At 39.7% G+C, this 23092-nt stretch carries 22 protein-coding genes; 2 read left to right on the top strand and 20 right to left on the bottom strand.

Annotation, left to right across the window (positions count from 1 at the left end):
• Positions 1–376 precede the first annotated feature (376 nt).
• Positions 377–799, bottom strand: coding sequence for a pyridoxamine 5'-phosphate oxidase family protein (locus JFU01_RS01070; protein WP_060778282.1), 423 nt, complete (start codon positions 797–799; stop codon positions 377–379).
• Positions 800–939: 140 nt separating this feature from the next.
• Between JFU01_RS01070 and JFU01_RS01065 the strand changes: the two genes are divergently transcribed.
• Complete coding sequence (locus JFU01_RS01065; protein WP_195855500.1) at positions 940–2595, top strand: Rqc2 family fibronectin-binding protein; 1656 nt, start codon at positions 940–942, stop codon at positions 2593–2595.
• Between the two features lie 148 nt (positions 2596–2743).
• On the top strand, positions 2744–3355 hold the full coding sequence (gene lexA / locus JFU01_RS01060) for a transcriptional repressor LexA (protein ID WP_013669601.1): 612 nt from the start codon (positions 2744–2746) through the stop codon (positions 3353–3355).
• Between the two features lie 84 nt (positions 3356–3439).
• Here lexA and JFU01_RS01055 read toward each other — a convergent pair whose 3' ends face one another.
• The 19 genes from JFU01_RS01055 to JFU01_RS00965 all read right to left on the bottom strand — a co-directional run bounded on the left by JFU01_RS01055 (position 3440) and on the right by JFU01_RS00965 (position 22884).
• Positions 3440–3955: an adenine phosphoribosyltransferase gene (locus tag JFU01_RS01055; RefSeq protein WP_195855499.1), complete on the bottom strand. Its 516-nt coding sequence runs from the start codon at positions 3953–3955 to the stop codon at positions 3440–3442.
• Positions 3952–6270: a single-stranded-DNA-specific exonuclease RecJ gene (gene recJ / locus JFU01_RS01050; protein ID WP_195855498.1), complete on the bottom strand. Its 2319-nt coding sequence runs from the start codon at positions 6268–6270 to the stop codon at positions 3952–3954. Before recJ ends, JFU01_RS01055 begins: the two co-directional genes overlap by 4 nt.
• Before the next feature lie 39 nt (positions 6271–6309).
• Positions 6310–7125, bottom strand: a complete 816-nt coding sequence (locus tag JFU01_RS01045; protein ID WP_195855497.1) for an SDR family NAD(P)-dependent oxidoreductase — start codon at positions 7123–7125, stop codon at positions 6310–6312.
• Positions 7112–8035: a ribonuclease Z gene (gene rnz, locus JFU01_RS01040; RefSeq protein WP_070560115.1), complete on the bottom strand. Its 924-nt coding sequence runs from the start codon at positions 8033–8035 to the stop codon at positions 7112–7114. Before rnz ends, JFU01_RS01045 begins: the two co-directional genes overlap by 14 nt.
• A gap of 10 nt (positions 8036–8045) precedes the next feature.
• Positions 8046–9380, bottom strand: a complete 1335-nt coding sequence (gene obgE / locus JFU01_RS01035; protein WP_195855496.1) for a GTPase ObgE — start codon at positions 9378–9380, stop codon at positions 8046–8048.
• Between the two features lie 30 nt (positions 9381–9410).
• Entirely contained in the window at positions 9411–11504 is a 2094-nt protein-coding gene (gene glyS / locus JFU01_RS01030; protein ID WP_195855495.1) for a glycine--tRNA ligase subunit beta, read from the bottom strand.
• On the bottom strand, positions 11497–12423 hold the full coding sequence (gene glyQ / locus JFU01_RS01025) for a glycine--tRNA ligase subunit alpha (RefSeq protein ID WP_195855494.1): 927 nt from the start codon (positions 12421–12423) through the stop codon (positions 11497–11499). Before glyQ ends, glyS begins: the two co-directional genes overlap by 8 nt.
• A 304-nt stretch (positions 12424–12727) precedes the next feature.
• Complete coding sequence (gene recO, locus JFU01_RS01020; protein ID WP_195855493.1) at positions 12728–13495, bottom strand: DNA repair protein RecO; 768 nt, start codon at positions 13493–13495, stop codon at positions 12728–12730.
• A gap of 33 nt (positions 13496–13528) precedes the next feature.
• The gene (gene era / locus JFU01_RS01015; protein ID WP_195855492.1) at positions 13529–14440 is read right to left on the bottom strand and encodes a GTPase Era; all 912 of its coding nucleotides are present in this window, start codon (positions 14438–14440) and stop codon (positions 13529–13531) included.
• Between the two features lie 18 nt (positions 14441–14458).
• Positions 14459–14884: a diacylglycerol kinase family protein gene (locus tag JFU01_RS01010; RefSeq protein ID WP_195855491.1), complete on the bottom strand. Its 426-nt coding sequence runs from the start codon at positions 14882–14884 to the stop codon at positions 14459–14461.
• A complete protein-coding gene (gene ybeY, locus JFU01_RS01005; protein ID WP_064292488.1) occupies positions 14859–15335 on the bottom strand; it encodes an rRNA maturation RNase YbeY in 477 nt (158 codons plus the stop codon). The genes JFU01_RS01010 and ybeY overlap by 26 nt, the downstream gene beginning before the upstream one ends.
• Positions 15336–15337: 2 nt before the next feature.
• A complete protein-coding gene (locus JFU01_RS01000; protein WP_146743578.1) occupies positions 15338–16327 on the bottom strand; it encodes a PhoH family protein in 990 nt (329 codons plus the stop codon).
• A 155-nt stretch (positions 16328–16482) separates the two neighbouring features.
• A complete protein-coding gene (locus JFU01_RS00995; protein WP_013668809.1) occupies positions 16483–16926 on the bottom strand; it encodes a GatB/YqeY domain-containing protein in 444 nt (147 codons plus the stop codon).
• Between the two features lie 36 nt (positions 16927–16962).
• Positions 16963–17136, bottom strand: a complete 174-nt coding sequence (gene rpsU / locus JFU01_RS00990) for a 30S ribosomal protein S21 (protein WP_060778297.1) — start codon at positions 17134–17136, stop codon at positions 16963–16965.
• Between the two features lie 157 nt (positions 17137–17293).
• A complete protein-coding gene (locus tag JFU01_RS00985; RefSeq protein WP_195855490.1) occupies positions 17294–18226 on the bottom strand; it encodes a nucleoside hydrolase in 933 nt (310 codons plus the stop codon).
• A gap of 18 nt (positions 18227–18244) precedes the next feature.
• Entirely contained in the window at positions 18245–19201 is a 957-nt protein-coding gene (locus JFU01_RS00980) for an ABC transporter permease (protein WP_195851127.1), read from the bottom strand.
• A gap of 3 nt (positions 19202–19204) precedes the next feature.
• Positions 19205–20272 (bottom strand): ABC transporter permease, encoded by a 1068-nt coding sequence (locus tag JFU01_RS00975; RefSeq protein WP_230086920.1) that lies wholly within the window; start codon positions 20270–20272, stop codon positions 19205–19207.
• On the bottom strand, positions 20265–21812 hold the full coding sequence (locus JFU01_RS00970; protein WP_195855488.1) for an ABC transporter ATP-binding protein: 1548 nt from the start codon (positions 21810–21812) through the stop codon (positions 20265–20267). The genes JFU01_RS00975 and JFU01_RS00970 overlap by 8 nt, the downstream gene beginning before the upstream one ends.
• A gap of 13 nt (positions 21813–21825) precedes the next feature.
• A complete protein-coding gene (locus JFU01_RS00965) occupies positions 21826–22884 on the bottom strand; it encodes a BMP family lipoprotein (protein ID WP_195855487.1) in 1059 nt (352 codons plus the stop codon).
• Positions 22885–23092 lie beyond the last annotated feature (208 nt).

The raw sequence follows: 23092 nt of genomic DNA, 5'->3' as shown, positions 1-23092 counted from the left end.
ATTTTTCACCTAGTTTTAAAAAGACTCTGAGACTTTTGTCCTCAACTTATGAATATAAGCGGAGTATTCTTATTTCAGCTGAAAGCCTTACAGGCTGATCCAAAGCCCTGCTTGTCGTCTTTTATACTATTAATGGTCACTAAAGACTCAATAATGAAAGCAGTAGAGGTTTGCAAAGATGAATTATAAGATATTTTTTAATATTTATTCCTTGTGGTAAAAAAAGCGCTAGAGCTTTGGTATAAGCTTCTAGCGCAAAATATAATTTAAATTCGATCAATCTTATTTAGTATAAAAATTTTCACGTTCTTTTTATCAAAATAATAGCCAATAAAAAAGACTGTGATAGGGTCACAGTCTTTTCGAACGTTCTTAATTATTCACCAAAAGAAAATTCTTCTTTAACGTGATTTTGAAGGTGTTGGTAGGAACCTTCTCCTTCATATAATTGGAAGGCTTGAACGGTTGCACGTTCTTCTTCATCTGGGTAAACATCCTGTACAAATGGGTTATCTTTTAAGATTGCTTCAAGATGTTCTTTACCAATTTCACGAACAGTACCTTGTAAACGAATCACTTCAATGCCGTCTTCTTTTAACATACCAGTAATAGCAATCTTAGGATTATTGGTTAATTGTTTATAGAAGTTAGTGGTAGGAGCAGTCATGAAGAATACTCCATGTTCATTCGCTACACCAACATTAGCGTAACGTGCATCTGCTTCTCCGTCTTCATTTACTGTTGAGAATACACAAGCCCCGATATTTTCAAGAACATTCATATAATCTTTTAATTCCATATAATCATTCCTTTCTCATTACTTTATCATCATTATAGCATAATTAAGTTATAAACGAAAAGATAAGGCTTACAATCAAGGTTTTTAGCAATTTCTGGGCTTCTTTGTTATAATAATAAGTTATGAAAGTAGGTGATTCCATGTCTTATGATGGACTATTTATTCATGGACTTATACAAGAATTAAACGCATGCTTGGCTGGAGGAAGAATCTCAAAGGTGCAACAACCCTACGACCAAGAAATTCTTCTTACCGTTCGGTCAAATCGCAAAAATTATAAATTACTACTGGCAGCGACGCCACAAGCCCCCCGCGTTCAGCTTACTAATCATCAATATAGTGTGCCAGATACCCCACCCAATTTTTGTATGTTTTTACGTAAACATATTGATGGAGGAAAGATTATCAATTTCAGTCAATATGAAAACGACCGCATAATTATTATCAGTATTGAAAGCAAAAATGAATTGGGGATTAGTGAACCCTATAAACTCATTATTGAAGTCATGGGTAGACGCAGTAATATCCTAGTTCTTAATCAGGATGGTAAAATTGCCGACCTCATCACAAAAATAGATATTAGCCAAAACCGATTCCGTACCCTCCTACCAGGAGCTACTTACCATCTGCCTCCACAAGGAGATAAGGTCAATCCTTTCAGTATTAACCCCAATGAATATGACCTTAAGGCTGACGCTAAAAAAATACAGAAAACCTTTATGGGATTTGGCAAAGATAGCGCGATAGAATTAGCTCAGAGACTGACTGAATCCCAAGATAAAAGTGCGATTTTTACTGCCTTTCTCAATGCTTTTGACCAATCCCAACCAACCCTGAGTCAAAATGACGGTCAGGTCACTGCGACGGCTTTCCCCTATCAAAGCCTAGGCGGAACACAAACCAGTTACGAAACTTTTACCCAGCTCCTCGACGACTACTATGAAAAGAAAGCTCTCTTTTCACGGGTCAATCAGGTCAGTGAACAAATTAGCCAGGTTGTTGCTCAACGGATTAAGCATAATCAACGTAAATTAGCTAATCTTAAGCAAGATATGGAAAAAAGTAAACAGGCTGACGACTATCAAATAAAAGGTGAAATTTTGACCACTTACCTCTTTCAAGTGGAAAAGGGAATGACTAGTGTCCAATTACCTAACTATTACGCTAATAATAACTTCATCGATATTGCACTCGATCCTTTACTAGAACCTTCCCAAAATGCCCAAAAATATTTCCAACGTTATCGCAAACTAAATACGGCAAAACAGCATATTAAGGAACAAAGCCAAATTGCCCAAGCAGAATTAGATTATTTAGAAAGCGTTCAAGATCAAATTGAAATTGCTGAACCTAATGAATTAGAAGATATTCGTCAAGAACTTATCCGTGAAGGCTATATTAAACAACAAAAACATAATCACCATAAGCGCAAGAAACCTTTAAAACCGAGACAGTATCAAACAAGTTTAGGAACCACTGTCCTTGTTGGCCGTAATAATACGCAAAATGATGAACTAACCACAAGACGGGCTAACAAAAACCACTACTGGTTTCACGTTAAAGATATTCCAGGCAGCCATGTGATATTAGAAACTGACCAACCTAGTGATGAGGAGATCATCGAAGCAGCAACATATGCCGCCTATTTTTCTAAATACCGGCAGGCCAACAATGTCCCCGTAGATTATACACAGGTCAAGCATGTTAAAAAACCTAATGGAGCTAAACCTGGCTTTGTTAATTACTTTGAGCAAAAAACTGTCTTTGTAAGTCCTGATGCCCATTTACAAGCTTAATCAAGCAAGAAAAACGAACGCACGTTTGCACAAAGTTTCGAGCTATGCTACAATAAAAGCACGAATGAGAATCGCTTGAACCATTTTTATAGTAGATAAAAAATGAAATGACTCGGATAATATATATGGAAAGTTTCGGTGAAACAATATGAAAGAAAGACCCCTACAAGTCTTACAATGCATTTATGATAGTGTAAAAAATCAGGGCTATCCCCCTACGGTTAGAGAAATATGTGACCAAGTAGGATTAGCATCAACCTCAACTGTTCACGGACATCTTAATCGCTTGGAAGCAGGTGGTTATTTATTCAAAGATTCTACCAAACCCAGAGCCTTGGAAATTACCCATAAAGGTTTAAAGATGTTAGGCGTGGACCAACCCGGTATTCCTATTATCGGTACGGTTACTGCTGGACAGCCTATCGATGCTTATGAAGACGTTGACGGCTATTTCCCCACCCCACCAAGTCTTAATAGTCAAGATGGCGAATATTTCATGTTGCAAATTCGCGGAGAAAGTATGATCGAAACCGGTATCCTTGATGGTGACTATGTCATTGTTCGCCAACAAAGTTCGGCATCTAATGGTGATATTGTTATTGCTATGACAGATGATGACGAAGCTACCTGTAAACGTTTCTTCAAAGAAAACGGTCACTTCCGCCTCCAACCTGAGAATGCTAGTTTAGAGCCAATAATTCTTGATGACGTCACCATATTAGGTAAAGTCGTTAGCCTTTACCGCGAACATACTTTTTAAAGCAAAAACCGCTCTTTAAGTCATTTACACTGACTTAGAGAGCGGTTTTATTTGGATTATAAGCTTTATAGTATCTGGATACCATTATTCATAATTAATGAGGGACAGAATGTCTAAATCATTGATTAGTTGACGACCTTTAAGGCTTTCTAATTCAATAATAAAGGCAGCGCCAACGACTTCCCCACCAAGTTCTTCAACTAATTTTTTAGTGCCACGAATGGTCCCTCCAGTGGCCAAGAGATCATCAACAATGAGGACTTTTTGCCCAGGTTGAATAGCATCTTTATGAATTTCAATAGTATTGCTTCCATATTCTAAATCATATTCAATGCTGACTTTTTCACGAGGTAATTTATTCTTTTTGCGGGCAGGAACGAAGCCCTTGTTTAAAGCATAAGCTACTGGACAGCCAACGATAAAGCCCCTAGCCTCTGGACCAATGATTACATCTGCTGATTTTTCACGAGCAAAATCTGCAATTTTATCAACTGCATATTGAAAAGCCTCAGGGTCCTGGAGTAAAGACGTAATATCTCTAAAAATAATGCCTTCCTCAGGGAAATTAGGTATATCCTTAATGTAGTCTTTTAAGTTCATAAATTATCCTCCTGGAAAAAATACCGTGTTAAATTATCAATGGTTTCATTTAAAAGAAAGTTTTCTTTTTCGATTTGCCTTGCCCAATTTTTTAGGCTGGTTGACTCTTTTAAATCGATCTTATTCTGCCCTGGTCGAATACGATAAATCTGGCCATCTTGGTCTAAAAGCTCTGCTTCAACTAAAACTTTTAGCAATAAGTTAAGAAGAGGGAGCGGTAGCTTTAAATACCTAGCCAAGTCTGCTTTTTTTTCGGTCAAATCAAGTTCTTTATAGAAAATGAAATAACGATAAAGCAGAGCAAATTGATCGCGATTGGGCATACCAATTTTTCTTGCTGATATCGGACTATATGAAAATAGATAGATCGTTTCTATATTCTCATTATGAACGAAGTCTCTTAGCTTTTGCAAATTTTTTGGTAGTTCAAAAATAACTAACTGGCTATAATGTTCCCTGCTCTGCTTCAAGTCTTCTTCCCCTATTAAACAAGATTGACTAGGAATCTGCTCCTTATATTGAGCGATTAAGGACTTGCTTTCAAAATAATAATAACTTTGGGAAAGGGAGAAAATAAGGTCAGGATTTTTTTCTCTCCGCCAGTCAACGATTATTTTTTGGTCGCTAGCCATATCGAGTAAAATGGCTTGTGGCCGACTTTTTCCCTGCCAGGTATTAATTGATGCTTCGACAACCAGATCAACAATTTGACCAGTCTGTAAATAATTAGCCAAATTTCCCTTTTGAAAGCCGATAACTTCTAGCTGTTGATTTTCCTTAGTCAAAGAAAATTTTAAGGTGTTCTTATCTTTTCCTAATTGCTGTGGCGTTGAAATCGATTCATTTTCGATTAAAAATATAGGCTTGGGATTAGCTGTACCAAATGGTTTTAGGCGATTAAGCTCCTGAATATTTTCTAAGGTCAATTGATCGGCAGTAATCTTGGCGTCAATTGTTAAAGGAATCTTCCCTTGTAATTGCTCTTTGAAGGGCTCAACTGCCTGATAGATTGCCGCTTTCCAAGCTTCAAATTGGTCTTCAGCAATGGTCATACCAGCTGCCATGGCGTGTCCCCCGCTCTTAGGGGCATATTCCTTTGCAGCTTGGAGAAGCTTGAAGAGGTTGATCCCTGCAACTGAACGACCTGAACCCTTATATTCTGCCTTCTCCGCATTATAATTTAAAATGATACTAGGCCGCTGATAGCGCTCTACCAGTCGACTAGCCACAATACCTAGAACCCCCTCATGCCAATTGGAATGAGATAAAATGATAATTTCTGGTAATTCTTCCCAGTCTTCGACTGTCTGAATCGCTTGCTGACTAACCTGGTCAACAATTGCTCGTCGTTTTTGATTGGTCGTTTCAATGGTATTAACTAATTCCTGACAATAATCCGGGTCGAAACTCGTGAGTAGTTCAACTCCTGGTTTAGCCGAAGCTAAGCGACCTAAGGCATTAAGTCGTGGAGCTATGTTAAAGGCGATAGTTTCTTCATCGATATGGTTTAGATCAATGTTTTGACTTTTCATTAAAGTCATTAGACCGATTCTTTCACTATGAGCCATAATCTTTAAGCCTTGCTGAACAATGCTGCGATTTTCATCCTCTAAACGAACCAGATCAGCGATTGTTCCAATAGCACAGACATCCAAATATTCGACTGGTAAGCCACCAGTCATAGCTTGGGCTAACTTAAAGGCTACTCCAGCTCCACATAAATCATCAAAGGGATAATTTCCCTCAGGGTGTCTGGGATGAACAATAGCATAGGCACTAGGTAAAGTGTTTCCAATTTCATGGTGGTCAGTGATAATGACATTAACGCCAGAATCTTCGGCATATTTCACTGCCTCATGCCCGGCAACACCATTATCACAGGTTAAAATTAATTGGACCCCTTGCTTAATGTAGTAGGCATACACTTCCTTATTGGGACCATAGCCATCCACAAAGCGGTCTGGTAAGTAATACGTTACGTTAGCCCCTATAGATTCTAAAAGTTCATAGAGAATCGTGGTTGCGGTAATTCCATCGGCATCATAGTCGCCATAGATTAATATGAGCTCATTATTTCTAACAGCTTCTTCTAAACGATCAATGGCTTTCTGCATATCATGGAGTAGAAAGGGATCGTGAAAATGAGGTTTTTCACTCAAAAAATCATTAATTTCTTGAGTGTTTTGTTTCCCTCTCTGAAAAAGTAAATCGACTAGGAGTGGCGATAATTGAGTTTCCTTAATCACTTGCTCTTTTTCTAGGTCAGATTGATCAAAACTTGTTCTTAATTGCCAATCATAATTTGCCTTTAGCATAACTAACCCCTTTCTTTAGCATCTTGATGTCTCTTGTCCTTAACGCGATTTTATCCGAGCCATGGTCCAATGGATCAAACGATAGCCTAAAGGAACCGAAAGCGACAAGATCTTGTTTAAGTAGGCATAGTAATTAGGGACAACAACTTCCATCTTGTTTCGTTTTATCCCCTGGCAAATCGCTTGGGCAACTTCTTCTGCTTCAACCGTGAAGCTATCAACCGCCTGAATAAATTGCCCACTCGGATCTGCCTGGTCAAAAAAGGCGGTCTTTACTGGACCGGGTAATACAGTCATTACCTGGATAGGCGTTGACCATAACTCTTGTCTTAATCCATTTGCAAAGGCTAACAAACCAGCCTTACTTGCTGCATAGCTAGCATTGCCAGCGGTTTGAATGCGCGCGGCAATTGATGCCAATATCACCAAATAGGTCTTACTTAAGTCTTGGTCTAGCATTGCAATGGCGACGCGTTGGCAAAGATAGATGGCGCTTATCAAATTGGTATTGATCTGTTCCAAAGTATGGGCATCACTTTGTTGAATCACCCGTTCAAAATAGCCTAAACCAGCACTATGGATGACAATTTTTATAGAATAACGCTCAAAAGCATAGTGGACAAGACGGTCAACTGTTTCTAAATCATTTAAGTCAGCTGGAAAAATATCTACCGCTTTTGCACCAGCCTCTAAGCATAGCTGCTTACTTTCTTTCAAGCGTTCCTGGTGCCTAGCGGTTAGTAAGAGTGAGTAGCCTGCCTTAGCCAAAGCAATTGCAGTAGCGCGACCAATACCACTAGAAGCTCCAGTAACCAAGGCCCACTGTCCTTGCTTACCCTTATTACTTAATGGCATAGCTATCAAAATCCTTCACCACTTGGCTAGCAGGGAATATTTTTTCGGCACCTTTTTGCAATTCTTTAGCCATTGCCCCCACATAGCGAGCCGAAATATGGGTCAGGTAGAGCTGCTTAGCCCCGGCTTTTTTGGCCACCATGGCGGCCTGGCTAGCAGTGGAATGGTAATAATCATGAGCCATTTTCTCTTCACCAGCCTCAAAAGTCGCTTCATGGACCAAGACATCAGCATTTTGGGCTAAATCAATCCCAGCCTGGCAATAACGGGTATCCCCATAGATGCTGACAATTTTTCCGCGCTTATCTGGCCCAAGAAAATCTTTTCCTTGAAGTTCCCTACCATCTTCCAATTGAATGGTTAAACCTGCCTTTAATTGGCCTAAGAGCGGACCATTTGGTACCCCTGCTTCCCGGGCCTTATCAATTAATAATTCGCCTGCTGAATCGGCTTCTTCTACCCTAAAACCATAACTAGGAACAATATGGTCTAAAGTCGCATATTTAACCGTAAATTGCTGGTCTTTAAAGGCAATCCCAGATTGGTCTAATTCCTGGTAATAAATTGGATAGGTAAGGCGGGTTTTGGAAATACCTAAGCTGGTTTGAACATATTTTTTCACACCTTTGGGTCCATAAATAGTTAAGGGGACATTTTCTCCACCTTGGAAGCTTCGACTACTTAAAAAGCCGGGTAAACCATACATATGGTCACCATGGACATGGGAGATAAATATTTTAGTTACTTTTCTGGGTTTCAAAGTTGTTTTAAGAAACTGCTGTTGACTGCCTTCCCCACAATCAAACATCCACATTTCATTGCGCTCGTCTAATAATTTTAACAGGGTACAAGACACATTGCGGGCCTTGCTGGGTACCCCTGCACCAGTACCTAAAAAAGTTAACTCCATAAATATTCACCTAATCTAAAAATTCAAATTCATAGTCTAACAAGCGCACAATATCGCCTGATTTGGCTCCCTTTTCTCGCAAAGCTTCATCGACACCTTGTTTTTTCAAGCGACGAGCAAAGCGCATAGCACTTTCATCATATTCTAAGTTAGCCATCTTGAAATCTTTTTCTATGCGTCTACCGGAAAGGATAAAGGTACCATCACTATCCCGGTTAAGATAGAAGTAAGGTTCCTCTTCCTCAATTTGGTAATTGACGCTTTCCTTTTGATCTTCTGCCGCTTTTTCTGCTTCAAGAGCTTCTCTTCGTTCGGTTTCTTCGTTGATCAATTGGGCAGTATGATCCATTAAATCGTTAATCCCCGCATAGGTGAAGGCAGAAATAGGATAAATTTCAGGGACGCTTAAGTCAGGATAATTGTCTGAAAAGTAAGTTCTTAACTTCTCTTTAAATTCTTCTAAGTATAAGACTGCTTCTGGAATGTCCATCTTATTAGCAACAATAATCGTCGGTCTAGCGATAAGCTCCTCATCGTAGCTGCTGAGTTCCTTATTAATTTTTACATAATCCTCAAAAGGATCCCGGTTTTCATAAGCGCCCATATCAACCACATGTAAGATTACCTTTGTTCGTTCAATATGACGTAAAAATCGCATGCCAAGGCCAATTCCTTCCGAGGCGCCTTCAATTAATCCGGGGAGGTCAGCTAAGACAAATTCCTCATGGTTTCGTGTCGTTACCACACCTAAATTAGGATTAATGGTAGTGAAATGATAGTCCCCTACCTTAGGCTTTGCTGCACTGACAACAGATAGCAAGGTCGACTTTCCAACTGATGGAAAACCGACTAAACCGGCATCGGCAAGGAGTTTTAATTCCAGCTGCAGGGTTCTCTCTTGGCCGGGCTCGCCATTTTCAGCGATTTCTGGGGCAGGATTATTATGAGTGGCAAATTTGATATTACCTCGTCCGCCACGACCTCCCTTAGCGACTATGAGCTCCTGACCGTCTTCCACTAAATCGCCAATCAAGTCACCTGTATCAAAGTCGCGAACTGTTGTTCCAGGAGGCACTGGGACGACTAAGTCATCTGCCCCACGTCCATAACGGCCTTTGGTCATTCCATTTTCTCCAGGCTTGGCCTTAAAGTGACGATTGTAGCGGAAATCAATCAGGGTTCTTAAGCCTTCATCCACCTTGAAAATCACATCACCGCCACGACCACCATCACCACCAGCGGGGCCTCCATCAGGACGGTATTTTTCACGGAGAAAGGCAACTAAACCATCGCCTCCCTTTCCGGCTTTAACCCATATTTTGGCATAATCATAAAATGTTGACATGGTCCCCCTCCTTTCAAATTTTTTATATTATTACTTAGCTTGTAAGGCTTGGACATTATAATGCTTTGTGATCGCTTGGTCAATTAGCTTTAAGAGTGCTAAGCGGTTGTTGCGGATGTCTTGGTTATCGGTAAAGACCATGTTATCTTCAAAGAATTGAGTAATTATTGGCGTTAAAGCGGTAATTTCCTCATAAGCTTCTTCTACTCCTTCATCTAGTCTTAAATCTGACACCGCTTGGTAGAGATCACTTTCCGAATCGCTTTCAAATAAATTTTCATTTACGAGGGGAAGTTCAACCTCTTCTTGGCTAACTTTAAAGATAATATTATTGATCCGTTGCCATGCTTCGACATTATCTTTATAGTCTTCGTCTTCTTTGTGAGCATTTAATAATTCAGCAGATTGGATAATGGTTAATACATCGATATATTTAGCTTCCCTAGCGGCTTGAGAAATATCATAGCGAATTTCCTTGTCAGCCAGGTTATTCTTAAGCCGGTCAGATAAGAATTGGATAATGGCCTGACTCAATTCGACTTGCTTATCTTGGTCAAAATCATAAACCTGGTCAAAGATCTCTTTCAAGGCTTGATGCCATTCTAAAGGTAAGTGTTCAGCTTCTAAAATTGCTAAAATTCCAATCATTTGCCGTCTTAAGGCAAAGGGGTCGTTCGAACCAGAAGGAATTTTTCCAATAGCAAAGAAGGAAATAATTGATTCTAATTTATCACTAATAGCGAATAGTAAGCCTAGTGGGCTTTGGGGAAGCTCACTCGCGTTACCACTTGGTAAATAGTGTTCACGGATTGCTGTGGCTACTTGTGGATCTTCTCCCGCTTTTTTAGCATAAATTTCCCCAATAATCCCTTGCAATTCACTAAATTCATCCACGATTTGAGTCACCAGGTCAAATTTATAGATTGCTGAGGTACGGTCGATTTCTTGAGTAAAGTCAGTGGCTAATTGCCCAGCAAAAACTTCATGCATGGCCCAGTTTTCATAGAGATAGTGAGCAATTTTTCCGGTTCTTTCCATTTTTTGTTTCATAGAACCGATCTCCGCATGGAAAGTCACATCGGTTAGCTTTTGAGCGAAATCATCAATAGCATGCTTTTGGTCTTCTTCTACAAAGAACATGGCATCTTCTAAACGAGCCACTAGCACCTTTTCGTTACCATTTCTAACCGTTTCGATATGGTCATGGTTTCCATTTCTTAAAGCAATGAAATGAGGTAATAACTTACCTTCTTGGTCTTCCACCGCAAAATAGCGTTGGTGTTCCCGCATACTTGTAATCAAGACAGGGGCTGGAAGAGATAAGTATTTTTCATCAAAATCCCCTACAAAGGCTGTTGGATATTCAACAATTTGGGTCACTTCTTCGAGTAGGTCTTGATCAAGTGGCACCCGATAATTGTTCTCTTTGGCAAGGGCTTCAATTTGTTCCTTAATCATTTGTTTTCTCTTATCTTGATCAACAATGACAGCTGCTTTTTCCAGGCTTTCTTCATAAAGACTAGCATGGCTGATTTCAACACTTTCATTATGGAGAAAACGATGACCGCGAGAAAGATTGCCAGCTTCAACCGCTAGGACATTGAAAGGGATAACCTCTTTATCTAATAGGGATACAATCCAATGAACCGGACGGATGTAGCGGAATTCGTGAGAATCCCAATGCATAGAGACCGGAAAGTTCATCTCACTGACACAATTTTTAATATCTGCTAATACCTCTTCAACATTAAGACCTTCAGAGCGTACGGTAAGGTAGGCATAGTCTTCACCTTTTAATTCTTTAAAATAGATATCATCAACAGTGAGCCCCTTACCACGCGCAAAACCCATAGCCGCCTTGGTCCAGTTTCCAGCTTCATCTTGGGCAATTCTTTTGGCCGGACCTTTTGCTTCTTCTTCAAAGGTACTTTGGCGGTCAGCCAATTCTTTTACTAAAACCGCAAAACGTCTCGGAGTAGCAAAAGTTTCAATCGATCCATAGCTTAAACGATTTTCATCAAGAAAGTTTTCGACCCGTTCTTGAAATTGCTCACTGATACTACGAACATATTGGGCTGGCATTTCTTCTAAGCCAATTTCAATTAAATAGCTGTGATTATTCATGCTTACCGTCCTCCTTCAAATAGCTTTGGGCTTCTTCGCGCGATAATAAAGGGAAACCTAATTCTTTACGTTTTTCAACCATTAGACGTGCTACCCGTCTTGCCATATGGCGAACCCGAGCCAAGTAAGCCGCACGGTCGGTTACTGACACAACGCCTCGGGCATCCAGCAAATTAAAGGTATGTGAACATTTGAGGATATAGTCGTAGGCTGGGTGAACTAGGCCGTTATCGATCTGTTGATTGGCCTCTCTTTCATAGGCGTCAAAATTATCAAATAACATCTGTGTATTCGCTTTTTCAAAGGAATAAGTCGAATGTTCAAATTCAGGTTGTTTAAAGATTTCTCCGTATTTCACACCCCGAGACCATTCCAAATCATAGACGGAATCTACTCCTTGAAGGTAGGAAGCAAGTCTTTCAATCCCATAAGTGAGCTCAGAAGTGGTCGGATAACAATCTAAACCACCCACTTGTTGGAAATAAGTAAATTGAGTGATTTCCATTCCATCTAACCAAACTTCCCAACCTAAACCAGCACAACCCATCGATGGGTTTTCCCAGTTATCTTCAACAAAACGAATATCATGCTTCAAAGGATCGATTCCTAAGCTCTTGAGACTTTCGATATAGAGTTCCTGAATATTATCTGGATTTGGTTTCATGACCACTTGATATTGATGGTGTTGGTAAAGACGGTTAGGGTTTTGACCGTAACGGCCATCGTCGGGACGCCGTGAAGGTTCTACATAACAGGCATTCCAAGGTTCTGGACCAATGGCTCTTAAGAAAGTATATGGACTCATGGTCCCTGCACCTTTTTCGGTATCATAGGCATTTAACACTAAACACCCTTGATTAGACCAGAATTGATGCAAGGCAAGAATCATTTCCTGAACGGTTTTGGCAGTAGTTGTCATCTGACTTCCTCACTCTCATTTTTATTTCGAATCTGAAATTGACAATAGACTAATTGCTGGTTTTTTGCTAGCAAAGAAAAACCCTATGTATACAAAAAGGTATACATAGGGACGATGGTTTCGCGGTTCCACCCTACTTCTAGCTCAGGCTAGCTCTTTTTTAATAATGCTCTAGTACGCCCTTCCAAGCTTTATCTGGCCTTTTCTCACTATCAAGGCTCACTTTGCAGATAGAAAACTTGTACTCCTTACTAGTTATCACATTAGTATATTATCATACTTATAATACTTCACGACTTCTAAGCTAGTCAAGCGGATTGGAAAAATTCGCCAACTTATCGATAAAGCTTTTGCTTTTCAGGTGCAAGCCCACATATTCATCATATAAATCATCGATTGCTCGGCGAATCATAGCTTGACTTTGACTATTTAAATGAATGCTCTGGACATTAGAAAAGTTGATTTGACTGAATAGCTTGACGAAATGTGCTGCTCGAGCCGGCCAATGGAGTCTTCTAGGATCTCTATCGAAATGCTTTTGGCAAAGCAGACCATCAAAAGCAACGGAAAAATCAAAAACCCCCTGGTCCTCTTGGCAGATTTGACAGGCATGTAGTTGGGGCATGACCCCAAATTTAGCCAAGAGCTGAACTTCTAAAATATTAGAAATAATGGCGGGATTAAAACCTGTCTCAATCTTATCTAAGGCCTGTTCAAGTTGAGTAAAGAGGACCTGGTCGATTTCTCTATCCGGCATAGAGGCGTCCACTAAATGGCAGAGATAGCTGGCATAAGCCATCGCTTCTAAATCACTCATGGTATGCTTGGGAAAAGTCATCGACTTGACTTCTTTAAGAAAGGAAAAGCCCCGGTCATTGATCGTGCCAATATATTCCGCCCTAACAAAGGCAAAGCTAGGTTGCTTCAACACATTGTTAGGTTTATGAATATTACGAACAAAAAACATACGCTTGCCATAGGGTTGAGTAAAAATCTTAACCAGCAAATCTTTTTCCTTATAGGGCCTTTGGTAGAGAACAATTCCCGGAAAAGTTGCTTGATTGATGGTCATATTCTCACTCTTTCTAGCTACTCTTAAAGTTTATTAGTAATCGGTTTTTGGGCGGTAGCCAAAGTCATTGAGTAAATTACGTTTATCACGCCAATGGGGTTGGACTTTTACCCATAATTCCAGAAAGGCCTTAGAACCGAGCAAGGTCTCTATCTCACGACGAGCATTGGATCCAATTCTCTTAATCATGGAACCATTTTTTCCGATAATGATACCCTTTTGACTCTTTCGCTCAACAATAATATTGGCATAAACATGGACCTTATCATACTCATCTTTTTGCATCTTGTCGACGGTTACCGCCACCGAATGAGGGATCTCTTCACGGGTTAATTGCAAAATTTGTTCCCGAATCATTTCACTGACAACAAAATATTCAGGGTGGTCAGTGACTTGATCTTCAGGGTAATATTGTGGACCAAGTGGCATTTCCTTAGTTAATTCCTTGAGCAATTGGTCCACATTATCCCCTGTTAAAGCAGATAAGGGAATAATTTGATCAAAGATATCCTTATTAGGAATACTTTCTAAATAAGTCGCCAAGTCTTCCTTGTCTAATTGGTCGGTTTTATTCACTGCTAAGATCTTTGGCGTATCGTAAGCAGCAATTTTTTCCATAATGAAACGGTCACCTGGGCCAATTTTTTCAGTGGAATTGACCAGCATTAAAATGACTTCAACCTCATCCAATGCAGAATAGGCACTTTTAACCATGTATTCCCCTAATTCATGCTTAGGTTTGTGAATTCCTGGGGTATCGATAAAGACAATTTGAACCTCATCGGTGGTATAAATGGCATGGATTTTGTTGCGGGTAGTCTGGGCCTTGTCACTCATAATGGCTACTTTTTGGCCAATAATATGGTTAAGTAGGGTCGATTTCCCCACATTGGGACGTCCTACAATGGCTACAAAGCCTGAATGATAATTATTTTGATTGAACACAAGTAGTCCTTTCTAAATTTAAAAGAGAAGTGCTAATAGATAAGGCGTGAAAATAATTATACCAATCACTACCGAAAAAATAGATGTGAGCAAGACTAAACCAGCAGCCACATCCTTAATATGTTTTGCAATCGGATGATATTGGTAGTTTGTGGTTAAATCGACCATCCATTCAAAACAAGTATTAATCATTTCACAAGCCATAACCATAAGACAACAAAAAAGCAAAATGATAAATTCTAAGGGTTTAATTTTGAGCAAGAGTGCTAAACAAACCACTAAAAACAGTGAGGCAGTTTGAAATCGAAAATTACGTTCATGTTTAAAAGTGAATACAATTCCTTCACTAGCAAAGCCGAGTGACCGAATAAAAGACCGGTTTTTGAAGCGCTTATTCTTATAGTCTTCCTTGAGCTCTTTATTCTCTTTTGAGTCCATAGGCATCCAAAATCTCTCTTTGTAGGCCAAACATTACTTTTTCATCTTCTGGCTCGATATGGTCATAACCGTTCAAATGCAAAAAACCATGACAAGCTAGAAAACCTAGCTCCCGTTCTAATGAATGGTTATATTCCTCTGCCTGACGTTTAGCCGTGTCTAAAGAAATAATCAAATCTCCTAATTCATAAGGCAAATCTTCAGGCCACTCAGCAATAGGACTATCACCTTCGCTCTCATCATTGATGGCAAAACTAATCACGTCCGTTGGCCGGTCTTTACCACGGTAATCCCTGTTAATGGCGTGGATTTCGTCATCATGAACAATAGTCGCGGACATTTCCGTTTCTCGATTCAGCTCAAGTCGTTTTGCTGCTGCATCTAAGACCCCTAATATAATATTAACTTGATTTTCGCTTAGTTCTCCTGTTTTATCCTTGAATAAGACAGATAACATGCCTATTCACCTCCATGTTTCCTTTGCTCAGCTTCTTTATCGTAGGCTTTAATAATTGCTGAAACCACTGGGTGTCTGACGACATCATCGGTATCAAAATAAACAAAGCGGATATTGTCAACACCCTTGATAATGTTTTCGGCATCAGTCAGTCCTGACTTTATTCCCCTGGGGAGATCGATTTGAGTTTTATCGCCATTGACAATCATTTTTGACCCGAAACCTAAGCGGGTCAAGAACATTTTCATTTGCGCCTTAGTCGTGTTTTGTGCTTCGTCTAAAATCACAAAAGCATCATCCAAGGTCCTGCCTCGCATATAAGCTAAGGGAGCTATTTCAATGACCCCTCGCTCCAACAATCGTTCAGTATGGTCGGCACCATAGATAGTATATAGGGCATCATAGATAGGTCTAAGGTAAGGATCAACTTTTTCTTTTAAATCCCCTGGTAGGAAACCCAAACTCTCACCAGCTTCAACCGCAGGGCGAGTGAGTATAATACGTTTGACCTGACCCTTTTTTAAGGCAGAAACGGCCATAACTACTGCTAAAAAGGTTTTCCCCGTTCCGGCAGGTCCGATACCAAATGTTAGTGGATTAGCCTTAATAGCATCAATATATTGTTTTTGCCCAAAAGTTTTAGGTTGGATAATCTTGCCATCATAGCTTTTCCCAATTGCCTGGTCGTATAAGTCGATAAAAGTGTCGAGTTGACCATTATTAGCCATTTTGATGGCTGTAATAATGTCACGTTCTCCAATCGTTTTGCCCTTATTGATCAATACTTCAAGAGATTGAATAATTTCTGCTACTGTTTCAATCGTATCACTAGCGCCAATGAGTTCTAATTTATCACCACGAGCATTGATTTGTAAAGTATAGGATTCTTCGATCAAACGCAAATGCCGGTCATGGATTCCATATAAAGTTAGAGCTGTCGCTGGATCCTTTAATTGAATGGTCTTAGTAGTCAGTGACTGTGTCAAAAGCAATCTGCCCCCTTTTAATTGATAAGATTAGTATAGCAAAAGGCGTTTAAAAAATCGAATAATGAAACAAAACTTCTGCCTTTCATTCAGTAGAAGAATTACAGGAGCCTTGACCATATAAAAAGGAGTTGGATCAACGCTCCAACTCCCCTATACTTCTATGATAGCAAGGATTTTGCTATTTTTTGAATTTGATTACCATCCGCTTGACCTTTCAGTTTAGCTACGGCTGTTCCCATAACTTTTCCGAAGTCTTTCATTGAACTGGCACCTACTTGATCAATAACTTCCTTAACTGCTTGGGTAATTTCTTCTTCAGAAAGTTGTTTTGGTAGGTAGTTTTCAACGATTTCTATTTCTTTAGCGGTTTGGTCAGCTAAGTCATCTCTTCCAGCTTCATGAAATTCATTCACAGAATCTTTTCTTTGTTTCAATTCTCTAGATAAGATGCTTAGTTCTTCATCATCCGTTAACGCTTCTTCTTTGTCAATTTCGGCTTTTTGTAAAGCGCCCTTTAACATGCGAATAACGGATAAACGGAATTTATCTTTAGCTTTCATGGCTTCTTTCATATCTTGATTTAATTGATCAATTTTTGCCATGAGGCGCCTCCAATCTGTCCTTTAGGTTATGCACGATTAGAATTTACGTTTACGAGCAGCTTCCGATTTTTTCTTACGGCGAACTGATGGTTTTTCATAATATTCACGTTTGCGTGCTTCACGTAAGGTGCCGGATTTTGAAACCGAGCGTTTAAAGCGACGAAGAGCGTCATCAATAGATTCGTTTTTACGAACTACAGTCTTTGACATGGTATATACCTCCCCTCGTTTCATCCTTACCATTTCCTCCACTTTAGGAAATGTACAAAGTTGATTATAACGAATAATCGAAAGTCAGTCAATCTTAACTTTAATTAAAGTAAGGGTCAAAAGCTAAGTTATTGGCATAAAGAATAAATTTTTTTAATTATTGCCAAGCTAAATTAAAAATTGTTTGGAAAAATTCCGCATGTTTGACATCATAAACCACATCGACTAAACGACCATTTTCGTCTTCATAGGTTTGCCCTTGATTAATCCCTTTGGTAGCAACCTTGGCCTTTAAAGCATGCTTCTTTGTCAATGAAGGATCAATATAGGAAATGGCTGTCAACACATCCCAAAGATAATAAGTCGAATTTGAGACTTGGTGAACTAATGGCGGCACTAAGGCATAGCAGTTACCCAGAAAATCAATCCCTAAATTTTTCCGTTCTTTAGCCCACGCCTGACGTATCGGTATTGTTAGAGGCACCTTTTCGGTACTTTCTAAGGCAACGATATCAATAGGGAATTCTTCTTGAAATACCCGTTCGACTGCCTCTGGATCCCAAAAAGCATTCCATTCAGCTGAACCATCATGTTCAGGTTCGAGGACATTACCCTTTGCTTGAAAGGCGCCGCCCATCCAATATAATTTATTAATTTTAGCCGCGATACTTGAATCAGTATCCAGTGCTAGGGCTAAGTCAGACAAAGGACCTGTAAAGACAAGATCAATGGCTTGGTCAGCGGATTTAAGAATATCAACCAGTTGCAGGTGAGCTGCTTGATCAACTATTAATTTTTGACTGATTTCATATTCATTTAAAACGGGTAAGGCATCTACAGTAAAGGCGTGTTCACGCCATTCCTTAGGAAAAGGATTCTTAGGTCGAGCCACTGAGGGAGCGATTTTGATTGCTTTACCTGGCGCAAAACGGTTCAGAATCTTTTCAGAAGCAGATAAAGCAGGTTCTAAATAGCAATCACCTGGAACCACACCCACACCCAGGATTTCAATATCTTTAGCCTGACTTAATAAAAATAATGCTACTAAATCATCCACTGCACCGTCGTGATTAAAATATATTTGCCGCATTAATATCCTCCTTTTCATTTATTTACTCTTTACATAGGTTACTCCATTGGCTTTAGGACCAACCGATTTACCTATAAAGAAAACGACTGTCACTAAGGTAATTAAATAAGGTAATATTTGCAACCAAAGGTCTGGAATTCCTGAAAGTCCCGGAATATAGTTACTTGCATAGCCTAGAGCTTGGGCAAGTCCAAAAAATACCGCTGAGAGAGTCGCACCAATCGGATGCCAATGTCCAAAAATCATGGCTGCTAAAGCCATATAACCTTGACCAGAAATGGTCGTTACAGCAAACTCATTAGCAATCGCCTGAGACTGAATGGCACCACCGATGCCTCCCAGAAAGCCTGAAATCAAAACTCCAGCATACTTCATCGCGTAAACATTTATCCCTAAGCTTTCAGCGGTTAGAGGAGACTCCCCTACTGAACGTAAACGTAGGCCAAAGCGAGTCTTAAATAAGACTAGCCAAGCGATAAGCGCGAGGAAAAAACTAAACCAGGCAACTGGAGGAGTATTCACAAAAAGAATCGGTCCGATTAGGGGGATTTTACTGAGAAATGTAAGCGTTCGATTAATAAAAGGAACAGCCAAAGGTCCGGTTTGTGCTGACCCTGTAAGCGCCCGGCATAAAAAGACCGTTAAGGCTGGAGCAGCCAGATTTAACACAGTTCCTGATATGGTGTGGTCAGCGCGCAAATGAATAGTCGCTACTGCATGGAGAGCAGAATAAATCAGGCCAAATAATCCTGCGATGATTAAAGAAATCCACGGGGACCAAGAGCCAAATTGAGGGGCTAGGAAGAAATTCGCTAAGGCACCAGAAAAAGCACCAATGACCATAATCCCCTCTAAACCAATGTTCACTACGCCGGATCTCTCAGAAAAAGTGCCACCAATGGCTGTCAAGATTAAAGGGGCTGCGTATAACAAAGCATTAGAAACTAATAATTGTAGCATATCAATTAGTGACATTTTCTACTCCTTTCCCTTGGCTTGTTTAAGGGCTTGCAACTTATTTTTTGCCCAATCAACAATGTAGGCTGTCCCGACAAAAAAGATTATACATGCGATGACCACTTGGGCCATTTCATCAGGAACTCCTGCACTATTGGGCATAAAACGCGATCCCACATTTAGAATGCCAAAGAGTAAAGCGGATAGAAAAATGCCTAGTGGATGATTCATTCCTAACAGAGCAACAGCAATACCATTAAACCCTTCACTAGGAAGTGTTCCTTGAATCGTTATCCCTTGAAAAGTTCCTAAGCCAGTAATCACACCACCAACACCTGCACATAGGCCGGATAAAGTCATGGTTAAGATAATATTTTCTTTAATTGACATTCCGGCGTAACGACTGGCTTCCGGATTTAGGCCAATCGACCGGGTCTCAAACCCTTTTATAGTTTTATTTATATATAAGTGATATAAAGCCATAAAAACAAATGCAATAAATATTCCTAGATTTAACCGTGAGCCATTACTTAATTCACTGAGCCATTTTAAAGATAAACTAGCGTTTTCAGTCATTTCCGGCGTTTTCAATTGGCTTCCCAAAGGCCCTCTGATAATCCAGTTAGTAAGATACAGGGCAATATAATTCAGCATAATGGTAGTGATCACTTCATTACTGCCACGCCAAGCTTTGAAAGCGCCTACTAAACATCCCCAAAAACCTCCAGCTAAAGCCCCTACTAGAAAGCATAGTGGGACTAGGGCTATTCGCGGTAAATCAGGGTTGGCCAAGGCAAACCAAACGGAAGCAATCCAACCTAGTAAGTACTGACCTGGAATACCAATGTTAAAAAAATTAGCCTTAGCAGCTAGAGCAAATGATAAACCGGTAAAAGTTAAAACGGTCGCTTCACGAAAGGCCTCTCCTAAGAAATAAGGGCCAGTGATCACTTTTCCGATCATCGCTTGGTAAGCAAGGATCGGATTGTAACCGAAGAACAGCATTATTAAGGCCCCAACAAAAAATCCTAGAACAATCGATAACAAGGAAATAATTAAGGCATAGGACATCTTTTTACTATTATTCACCGTTTTCACCTACTTTTTCTAATTTGTCAATTGATTCTCCTGCCATCAATAAACCTAATTCGGTTTCATTAGTCTCCTGGCTGTCCACAATACCGGTAATTTGTCCTTGGTGAATAACAGCAATACGATCAGATAAAGACATCAACTCATCCAATTCTTGGCTGACTAAGAGAATAGCCTTCCCTTTACCTCTCTCTTCCAATAACCTTTCATGAACCTCTTCAACTGCGCCAATATCTAATCCTCGAGTAGGCTGAGCAGCAATCAAGACTTTGGGGTGGTTTTCAAGTTCACGGGCAATAACAATTTTCTGTTGGTTTCCTCCAGATAACTGACTAGCCTTTGCCGAAATATTAGGGATAGCAATATGGTACTTATTGACTAGGTCTTTAGCGTTATTTTCAATCACATCAGATTGCATTAACAAATTATTACTGAAGGGTTTTTGATAGTAATTACGTAAAATAAAGTTATCAGAAATAGGCATTGCTAAGATTAAACCGCGTTTATGGCGGTCTTCAGGAATATGTCCCATCCCCTTTTCAGCGATCTGGCGAGTATTATCATGGGTAATTTCTTCTCCATCTAGATAAATATGTCCCAGAGTCGCTTGGCTTAATCCGGTTAAAACATCGATCAATTCACTTTGACCATTACCATCAATACCAGCGATTCCCAGTATTTCGCCCGCAAACAAGTTTAAATTGATCCCTCTTAGGATCGGTTGATGGCGTTTTTCCACGACTAGATCTTTTATCTTTAGGACTTCATTACCTAGCTGGGAAGCTTCTTTATTTACATGGATTTGCACCTTACGACCTACCATCATATCGGCGAGTTCTTGTTCACTGACCTCGTCCACATCAACGGTGGCAATTTTTTTACCACGACGAATAATGGTGCAACGGTCTGCTGCAGCCTTGATTTCACTTAACTTATGAGAAATAAGAATAATTGCTTTTCCTTTAGCCGCTAAATGACGTAAAGTTTTTATCAATTCAGTGATTTCTTGCGGGGTTAAGACACCAGTCGGTTCATCTAATATCAGAATATCAACATCCCGGTAGAGTAATTTTAATATTTCTACTCTTTGCTGCATACCTACAGAGATGTCTTTAATTTTCGCTTTTGGATCAACTTTTAAATCATACTTCTCACTGAGCTCACTGACAATTTTTTCACTATCATCTTTCTTTAAAAAGCCATGCTGGGTGAGTTCAGCACCCAGCATAATATTTTCAGTCACAGTAAAATCATCAATAAGCATGAAGTGTTGGTGAACCATGCCGATTCCCTTTTCATAGGCAAGAGCCGGTGAGCTAATGGTCACAGGCTCTTGGTTGATAAAAATCTCACCACTAGTTGGGGTCAATAAACCTGTCAAAATATTCATCAAGGTTGATTTTCCTGCCCCATTTTCGCCCAATAGAGCATGAATTTCACCTTGCTTAACATTAAAGGAAATATGATCATTTGCAGTAAAATCACCAAATTTTTTACTGATATCTTTAATTTCTAATGCTAAATTCTGTTTTGACACGATATTCATCCTTCTATTTTAAATCAGCAAGCTTTTCAGGTACGGTAATTTTATCACTCTTGATGCCTTCACGCGCTTCATTAACGGCTGCCTTAGCTTCATCATCTAAGTTAGTATCCACTAAGTCAACTGCACCCTCTTTAACACCATTAAATTGACTTTGCCCACCAGGGAAGTCTCCTGACATGGATTGGTCAGTAACCTTTGCGATTGTCGTGCCGATGAGTTTTAAGGTAGAAGCAAGGGTAAAGTTACCTTGAGACCATTCTCCTTCACTCGATTGGTCACGGTCACAACCAATAATCCAAAGGCCCTTTTCTCCATTTTCCAAGCGGTTGCGGGTTTCAGTAAAGGCTCCATTCCCGGTTTGTCCTGCAGCTGTAAAGATAATATCAATGCCGTTTTGATACATTGAAGAAGATATTTGTTGACCGCGGGCAGCATCGCCAAAGGAATCCGCATATTGGACGTCAACTTCAACTTCAGGCTTGGTATCTTTTACCCCTTGTTTAAAACCAGCTTCAAAACGTTCAATGCCTGGAATTTTCATACCGCCAATAAAGCCAACTTTATCTTTCTTAGTCGATTTTGCAGCGGCGACACCAGCTAAATAAGCCGATTCGTTATCTTTAAAGGATAAGGAAACCACATTAGGCAGATCCACTTGTCCATCGACTAAGCCATAGTGTTGGTCAGGATTGTTTTCTGCAATTTTTTGAATAGGCTCAACCATAAAAGATCCAATACCAAACACGATATTATAATTATCAGCTGTTGCAGTCGATAAGTTAGGAATGAAATCTGCTTCTGAATGTGATTGATAAAATGAACGTGCATTTTCAGAAAAGCCATGATCCTTGGCCCATTTTTCCATTCCTTCCCAAGCTGACTGGTTGAAGGAGCGGTCATCTATCCCATTCCCATCAGTAACCATGGCAATACGATATTCATCACTAGCTGATTTGCCACTAGTAGAAGATCCACTGGTACCGGCATTTTGACCTTGACAACCAGCAAGCGCTAAACCTGCTAAAGCACCAATAACTAAAGTTTTAACTTTCTTTCCGAACATTTTGCACCTCTCTAATATAAAAAGTTCGTTTTAACTACAAGACAAGTATAACTCAGATTATAGCATAAAACAACAATTTTACGGACGAATTTATAAAAACATTTAATATAGTTCGTCTTTTACATAATATAAATATCAATACCCGCTCTTATATTATTTAATTGTAAATTTCATTTTTATTATCTTGTAATTAAAAAAAATAGGCTTA

It is taken from the genome of Aerococcus sp. Group 2 (genome assembly GCF_905125285.1).
Classification (GTDB): Bacteria; Bacillota; Bacilli; order Lactobacillales; family Aerococcaceae; genus Aerococcus; species Aerococcus urinae_E.
This window is presented reverse-complemented; position numbering and strand designations above follow the sequence as displayed.